General features: G+C 67.6%; 7 protein-coding genes. 4 read left to right on the top strand and 3 right to left on the bottom strand.

Features of this window, described 5'->3' with window-relative positions:
• Positions 1–17: 17 nt before the first annotated feature.
• Positions 18–2108, bottom strand: coding sequence for a ribonuclease catalytic domain-containing protein (locus B2W70_RS18160; RefSeq protein WP_286747969.1), 2091 nt, complete (start codon positions 2106–2108; stop codon positions 18–20).
• A gap of 271 nt (positions 2109–2379) precedes the next feature.
• Between B2W70_RS18160 and B2W70_RS18155 the strand changes: the two genes are divergently transcribed.
• Complete coding sequence (locus B2W70_RS18155; RefSeq protein WP_286747967.1) at positions 2380–2589, top strand: PEP-CTERM sorting domain-containing protein; 210 nt, start codon at positions 2380–2382, stop codon at positions 2587–2589.
• Between the two features lie 86 nt (positions 2590–2675).
• Here B2W70_RS18155 and B2W70_RS18150 read toward each other — a convergent pair whose 3' ends face one another.
• Together B2W70_RS18150 and B2W70_RS18145 are read right to left on the bottom strand one after the other, a co-directional pair.
• Complete coding sequence (locus B2W70_RS18150; RefSeq protein WP_286747965.1) at positions 2676–3269, bottom strand: YqiA/YcfP family alpha/beta fold hydrolase; 594 nt, start codon at positions 3267–3269, stop codon at positions 2676–2678.
• Positions 3270–3306: 37 nt separating this feature from the next.
• Positions 3307–4497: a glycerophosphodiester phosphodiesterase gene (locus B2W70_RS18145; protein ID WP_286747963.1), complete on the bottom strand. Its 1191-nt coding sequence runs from the start codon at positions 4495–4497 to the stop codon at positions 3307–3309.
• Between the two features lie 207 nt (positions 4498–4704).
• Between B2W70_RS18145 and gspG the strand changes: the two genes are divergently transcribed.
• The 3 genes from gspG to B2W70_RS18130 form a co-directional block, all read left to right on the top strand.
• The gene (gspG, locus tag B2W70_RS18140) at positions 4705–5229 is read left to right on the top strand and encodes a type II secretion system major pseudopilin GspG (protein WP_083505816.1); all 525 of its coding nucleotides are present in this window, start codon (positions 4705–4707) and stop codon (positions 5227–5229) included.
• Positions 5230–5243: 14 nt separating this feature from the next.
• Complete coding sequence (locus B2W70_RS18135; RefSeq protein WP_286747961.1) at positions 5244–6353, top strand: type II secretion system F family protein; 1110 nt, start codon at positions 5244–5246, stop codon at positions 6351–6353.
• Positions 6350–6547: hypothetical protein (locus tag B2W70_RS18130; RefSeq protein ID WP_286747959.1), on the top strand; the 198-nt coding region annotated here is incomplete at its 3' end. The genes B2W70_RS18135 and B2W70_RS18130, both read left to right, overlap by 4 nt.

Here is a 6547-nt window from a genome sequence, read left to right as displayed (position 1 = left end):
TGGGTGTCGGGGCCCGGTCAGGCCGCCGCGCCCCCTGTACTGCCCTGTGGTGCGCTGGCGGCTTCGCCCGGTTCCGCATCGGCCAGGTCGATGGCCAGCGTCAGCGGTCCCGCATTGTCCAGCACCTCGGTGTCGTCCTCGTCTCCGGCATCACCCTGGGGTGCTTCGCCTGTCTCGGCCTCGTCCAGGCGTGCGACGACGCTGGCGTGCACGTCCAGGGTCAGCAGGTCAACGCCCGTGATGCGCACGCGCACCTTGGCGTGGCGGGGCAGCGAGTCGGCGCCGATGGCCTTGAAGACCAGGGGCAGGGTGTCGGCGCGCACCAGGCCGTTGACCATGACGGCGGCGTCCAGCTCGGTGATGCCGGCCTGACCCAGGTGCTTGATCGTCCAGTAGCGCTCCATGCTCGACTGGAAGCCGTTGTAGGCGCTGTAGGCGCCATCGAAGTTCGAGATGACGGCGAACAGCTCGGCGTCTTTCGGCTTGAAGGGCGCGACCAGGGCGGCGGTGCGGCCGTTCTTGGCGCAGGCGATGATTTGCCACTGGTTGACCAGGTCGACGTAGCGGCGCAGCGGCGAGGTGGCCCAGGTGTACTGCGCCACGCCCATGCCGGCGTGCGGCAGCGCCTTGGTGCCCATGCGCACCTTGATGCCGGGCGCCAGGCTCGCCTGGCTGCGGTAGATGCCGGGCACGCCGAGTTCGGCCAGCCAGCCGCCCCAGGTGCTGTTGGCCAGGATCATGGCTTCGGCCACGATCAGGTCGAGCGCGGAGCCGCGTGCGCGGGTGCCGATGATCACCTGTTCGTCGCCCTGCGGCTCGATGCCGTCGCTCATCGTGTTCTCGCCATTGGCGCTGATGAGTTTGAAGCTGTAGTCCGGGCGGTTGAAGTTCTCGGGTTTGCCGCGCACGACCTCGCGCTGGGCCTTGAGGTGCTTGGCCAGGCGGAAGGCGAAGGCCAGCTCGGGCGCGAAGGCGTAGTCGGCCGGGGCCTCGCCGCTGAGCGTGGCGTCGGTGATGACGCCGTCGAGCTGGTCGTGGCGCAGGTTGGCGGCAATCGGCACGCGCTCGAGCTTGGTTTCGCTGCCGGTGACGGCGAGCGTGGCTTCGTCGAACGTCACGTACAGCGAGACGGCGGGGCAATCACGCCCTTCGATCAGCGTGTAGGCCTGCACCACGCTGTCGGGCAGCATGGTGATCTTGTGGCCGGGCATGTAGACGGTGGACATGCGCGCACGGCCGAGCTGGTCGACCGGCGCGCCAGGGGCGATGGCCAGGCCGGGCGCGGCGATGTGGATGCCGTAGGTCACGGCGCCGGTGCCCAGGCCCTGCACCGACAGCGCGTCGTCGATCTCGGTGGTCATCGAGTCGTCGATGGAGAAGGCCTTGACCGAAGCCAGGGGCAGCTCGTCCTTGACCGGCGGCGCATCCAGAGCCGGGAAGCCGGTGCCTTTGGGGAAGTGCTCGAACAGGAAGCGCTTGAAATGGAACTGGTAGGGGCTGTCGATGGCGCCGGCGTCCTTGAGCAGGTCGAGCGGGGCGCGCTGCGTGGCCTTGGCGGCTTCGACCACGGCCTTGTAGGCCGGGCCGTTCTTGTCGGGCTTGAAGAGGATCTTGTAGAGCTCTTCCTTGATGGCGGCGGGGCAGGTGCCGGCGGCCAGCTCCCGGGCCCATTGCTCGATCTGCAGGGCTTGCTGCTTTTTGCGCTCGATGGCGACCAGGGCCTGCTTGAGGATGTCTTCGGGCGCCTTCTTGAAGCGGCCCTTGCCTCGGCGGTGGAAATAGTGCGGCGCCTCGAACAGGCGCATCAGCATGGCGGCCTGCTGAATGGCGTCGGCCGATTCGCTGAAGTACTCCCGCGCCAGCTCGTCGAAACCGAAGTCTTCGGCCGGGGCGACTTCCCAGATCAGGTCCAGGTCGATGTCTGTCGACTGGGCGGCGGCCTGGGCCAGCAGCTCGGCCGGGGCCGGCTTGGCGAATTTCAGCAGCACGTTGGCGGCCTTGGCCTTCACGCGTTTGCCGGAGTCGAGCTCGATCTGCATCGAGGCGTCGGCTTCGGACATCACGCGGCCTGCCAGGAATTTGCCGGCGTCGTCGAACAGGGCGTACATGGGGGATCGGGGTCTGGAGCGTTTTCGGTGCGCGATTGTCCCACTTCGGGGCTGGGCGCCCGAGCCCGGCTGGCAGGCCCCGGTTGCAGGTGCCGTGCGCATGGTGAAAAACCCTCACAGCGCGATGCACTTTGGACGGGTTGGGGGTGCCCAAAAGACCATGGTCGTGTGAGAATTAAGTCACAGATGCGGTGGTAAGCAATTTGTGGCCTTTGACAAGGCTCGTTTGCCCCCAGACGACGCATCGCGTCCCACTTTGGAGGTCTTCACCATGAAATTTGTTTTTGTTGCCGCAGCCCTGGCTGCTGCCGTGTCTTCTTCCGCCGCGTTCGCGACTCAGCAACTGGATCCGAATGTGGTCGCGGCTCAGGGCAACCTGCCGGTGGTCTCGCCGGTGCCCGAGGCCGACACCTGGGCCATGCTGGTCGCCGGCGTTGCCGTGGTGGGTGGCGTGCTGCTGCGCCGTCGCAACAAGAAGTGATGTGCGGCGGGCTTGCCCCCGCCCGAGGCGAGTGCCTCCGCATCGAAGCAAACGGGCCCGAGTGGCCCGTTTTTTTTGGCTTGATTTCAGGGGAACAGCCAGCGCATGAGCAGGGGCAGGTGCTCGTCGAAATCGCTGACGGCGTGGTCGCTGCCATCGAGCAGGTGGATGCGCGCACCCTGGTAATGGCTGACCATTTCTCGCCAATCCAGGACCTCGTCGCCCTCGGCGATCAGGGCCCAGCAGCGCTCCGGGTGGTCGATGGGGTAGGGATCGAGCGCGCGGAACTGCTCGATGAATTCTTCGCGGAAGAAGAACCGGGCTTCGGGGTCGTGGAAAGAAGACTGCTCGCCGATGTGGCGGGCGAGGTCACGCGCGGGCTGCACCGCCGGGTTGATGACGGCGAAGCGGCAGCCGCGCTCACGGGAGAGAGCCGTGGCGTAGAAGCCCCCCAGGGAAGAGCCAATGACGACCGTCGACTCGCTTGGCCAGTGCTGGGTCAGCTCGCGCAGTTCGGCCATGGTCTGCTGCGGCGATGGAGGCAGCTGTGGGCAGCACCAGACCAGTTGCTGCCCGCTCGCCTGCAGCGCCTGCACGGCACGGGCCAGGCGCTGCGCCTTGAAGGACTTGGGTGAGGAGCGAAAGCCGTGCAGGTAGAGCAGGTGGGTGGGGGCGGGCATGGCCCGATTGGACCTGCGGCCCGCCCCCCGGTCAAGCTCACTCGCCGGCCACGAAGGCGTCGCGCGCCTGCTTGCCCAGGAAGGGGTGGTCGGTGAAGAAGCCGTCCATGCCCAGGCTGAGGAAGGCCTTGACCTGGCCGGCCATGTCGCCCAGGTCGGCGGGGTTGGCGCTGCTGTCGAACTCGTTGGGCAGGAAGATGTTTTCAGCGCGGAAGGTCCAGCCGTGTACGATCAGGCCGGCGGCGTGGGCGTCCTGCACCAGCGAGGTGGGGGTGCCCAGGCGACCCGACACCAAGGGGATCATCAGGTTGGTGTTGGCGCCGATGCCGCTGGCGTAGCGGGCGATCTCCTTGAGGCCCTCGGGCTTGGCCAGGTCGGCGTAGCTGCGCGCGTCGCCCTTGATGACGAAGTCGTAGGGCTTGCCGGAGGCGCTGAGCAGCTGGACCAGGGGCACGCGGGTCATCTTGGCCAGGTCCTGCAGGTTGCTGACCTCGAAGGACTGGATGAACACAGGCGAGGTCTTGAAGCGATAGCCGTGTTTGTGCAGCGTGCGCACCAGCGGCTCTTCCAGCGACAGGCCGATGCCGTCGAAGTAGGTGGGGTGCTTGGTCTCGGGGTAGACGCCGATGGGCTTGACCTTCAGCGCGGCCTTCCAGCCGCCCTTGGCCAGCGCCTGCTGATGGCGACGCTCGTTGGCTTGGGCGACCAGTTGCAGCACTTCTTCGAAGGTGGGCACCTCGAGCATGTTGTCGAAGCGGGTGTTCGCGGTGCGCAGCTGGGGCAGGCGCTCGCGGGCGCGCAGGGTTTTGAGCTCGGCCAGGGTGAAGTCTTCGGTGAACCAGCCGGTGATGCTCACGCCGTCGATCAGCTTGGTGGTCTTGCGGTCGGCGAACTCGGGGCGATCGGCCACGTCGGTGGTGGCTTCCTTGATGGCGCCCGAGGCATCGACGATGGCGATGGCATTTTCATGGCGGGCGACCAGCACGCCGTCCTTGGTGCTCACCAGGTCGGGCTCGACGTAGTCGGCGCCTTGTTCGATGGCCAGCCAGTAGGCGGCCAGCGTGTGCTCTGGCACGTAGCCGGAGGCGCCGCGGTGGGCGATCAGCAGGGGCTTGGTGGCAGCAATCTGGTGGGCAACGTGGTGAGCCGACTCGGTGGCGGTGGCGGCGGTGTGGGTGCTCAGGGCCACGATGGCCAGCGCGAAGGCGCTCAGGGTGCGGACGAACATCTCTGGGGACTCCTTGGGGTGTTGGGCAGGCCGGGCGCGGGGCCTCGGTCTGCTCAGCAGGCTAGGTGGGCCGTGTGTCCCTCGCATGAAGGGGGCATGGTCGGGGCGGCTGTCACAAAGCTGTCAGGGATGGGCCAATAGGATCACGCCTGTCGCGTTGACCGGGCCCACTCCAGGCCTCGGGCCAGCGCAGGAAGGATTGTCCCGATGATCACGCGTCAAGCGCCCCGCTGTGGGGTGCAGGCTGAACTCGTCCCTGTTGTTTCGGTTGCCGGTCGGTCGGTGACGGGTTCGGTTGCACGCGTGGCTCATGCGAGGGGGCATGCGAGTCGTCACTTGGGTTTCACGCTGCTCGAGCTGCTGGTGGTGCTGGTCATCATTGGCCTGCTGGCAGGTTATGTGGGGCCGCAGTTCTTCAAGCAGATCGGCAAGTCCGAGAGCAAGACGGCCACGGCGCAGGTCGATGCCTTGAGCAAGGCCCTGGACCAGTACCGCCTGGACACCGGCCGCTACCCGAGCACCGAACAAGGTCTGGGCGCGCTGTGGGTGCAGCCCGCTGGCGAGACGCGCTGGTGGGGGCCCTATTTGCGCAAGGCGCCGCCCAAGGACCCGTGGGGCCGCGACTACGGCTACCGCGCACCCGGCGAGCATGGCGAGTACGACCTGTTCACGCTGGGCAAGGATGGCCGCGAAGGCGGTGGTGGCGAAGACCAGGACATCACCAGTTGGTGAGTGCAGGCCTGCCGATGAACCGCCCCACCCAAACTGCGCACGCTCAGCGTGGCGCGACGAAGCAGCCCTGGTGGCAACAGTCATTGGCTCGGCGCCAGGGGGCCTTCCCGCGCCGCCTGTTCTGCCAGGAGCTGGCCGTGCTGCTGGACGCCGGCATCCCGCTGTTCGAGGCCATCGCCACGTTGCGCGAGAAGGAGTCGTCGCCCGATGTGGCGCGGGTGCTGTCGCGGCTGAACATGGCGCTCTCCGAAGGTCGTCCTTTGGCGCAGGCCATGCGCGAGCAGCCCGATGCCTTCAGCACGCTGTTGATCGCATCCATCGAAGCCAGCCAGCGCACCGGCCAGACGCCGCAGGCGCTGCGCCAGCACGCCGCTTACCTGGCCTGGGTGACGGGTTTGCGCGACAAGCTGGTGGGCGCGGCCATCTATCCGCTCATCCTGATCTCGGCCAGCTTGTTGGTGATGGCCTTCCTGACCGTTTTCGTGGTGCCGCGCTTTGCCGAAATCTACGAGGGCATGGGTGGCGAACTGCCGGTGCTCTCGGGCTTGCTGCTCAAGCTGGGCACGGCGGTGGGGGCGCATCCGTGGTGGTTCGTCATGGTGCTGGTGGGCCTGGTGCTGATGGCGCTGGCGGCCTGGCGTTCGCCTTCGGTGCGCGCTGCAGCGGCCGATCGGCTCTGGCGCACGCCGGTGATCGGGCCGCGCCTGCGTTTGATCGAGCTGGCCTCGCTGTACCGCACGCTGGGTTTGCTGCTGCAGGCCGGGGTGGCCGTGGTGCCGGCGCTGCAGGCCACGCTGGAGCTGGTGGGCCCGTCGCTGCGGCCCTCGTTGGTGAGCGCGCGGCGCAAGGTGCAGGAGGGCACGCGCCTGTCGGATGCGCTGCAAGCCAACGGCCTGTGCACGCCGGTGTCGCTGCGCATGATCCGCGTGGGCGAGCAGACCGGCGAACTCGGCCCGATGCTCGAGCGCGCGGCCACGTTTTACGACGAAGAGCTGGCCCGCTTCACCGAATGGGTGGGCAAGGTCATCAGCCCCGCGCTGATGTTGATCATGGGCGTGCTGATCGGCGGCATCGTGGTGCTGATGTACCTGCCGATCTTCCAGGTGGCGGAGCAGATCCAGTGAACGCCCAACTCCTGCCTGTGCAAGGCGCATCGACGGACTCGCCTCCGCCCGTCCATGCGGCGGATGGACCGGTCGCCCAGTTGATGGCCGAGGCGGCAGCCGACGCCATGCTGGCTTGGCAACCCGATTGGCGGGCTTGGCCGCTCAACCGCGCCCTGCGCCTGAAGGCGGTGGTGGTGCGGGACGAGGCGGGT

Source organism: Aquabacterium sp. UBA2148 (assembly GCF_002328915.1).
GTDB classification, from domain to species: Bacteria; Pseudomonadota; Gammaproteobacteria; order Burkholderiales; family Burkholderiaceae_C; genus Aquabacterium; species Aquabacterium parvum.
This window is presented reverse-complemented; position numbering and strand designations above follow the sequence as displayed.

Coding starts and splice junctions, on each gene's coding strand:
- B2W70_RS18160 (WP_286747969.1), bottom strand. CDS start 2,108: ATGTACGCCCTGTTCGACGACGCCGGCAAATTCCTGGCAGGCCGCGTG.
- B2W70_RS18155 (WP_286747967.1), top strand. CDS start 2,380: ATGAAATTTGTTTTTGTTGCCGCAGCCCTGGCTGCTGCCGTGTCTTCT.
- B2W70_RS18150 (WP_286747965.1), bottom strand. CDS start 3,269: ATGCCCGCCCCCACCCACCTGCTCTACCTGCACGGCTTTCGCTCCTCA.
- B2W70_RS18145 (WP_286747963.1), bottom strand. CDS start 4,497: ATGTTCGTCCGCACCCTGAGCGCCTTCGCGCTGGCCATCGTGGCCCTG.
- gspG (WP_083505816.1), top strand. CDS start 4,705: ATGATCACGCGTCAAGCGCCCCGCTGTGGGGTGCAGGCTGAACTCGTC.
- B2W70_RS18135 (WP_286747961.1), top strand. CDS start 5,244: ATGAACCGCCCCACCCAAACTGCGCACGCTCAGCGTGGCGCGACGAAG.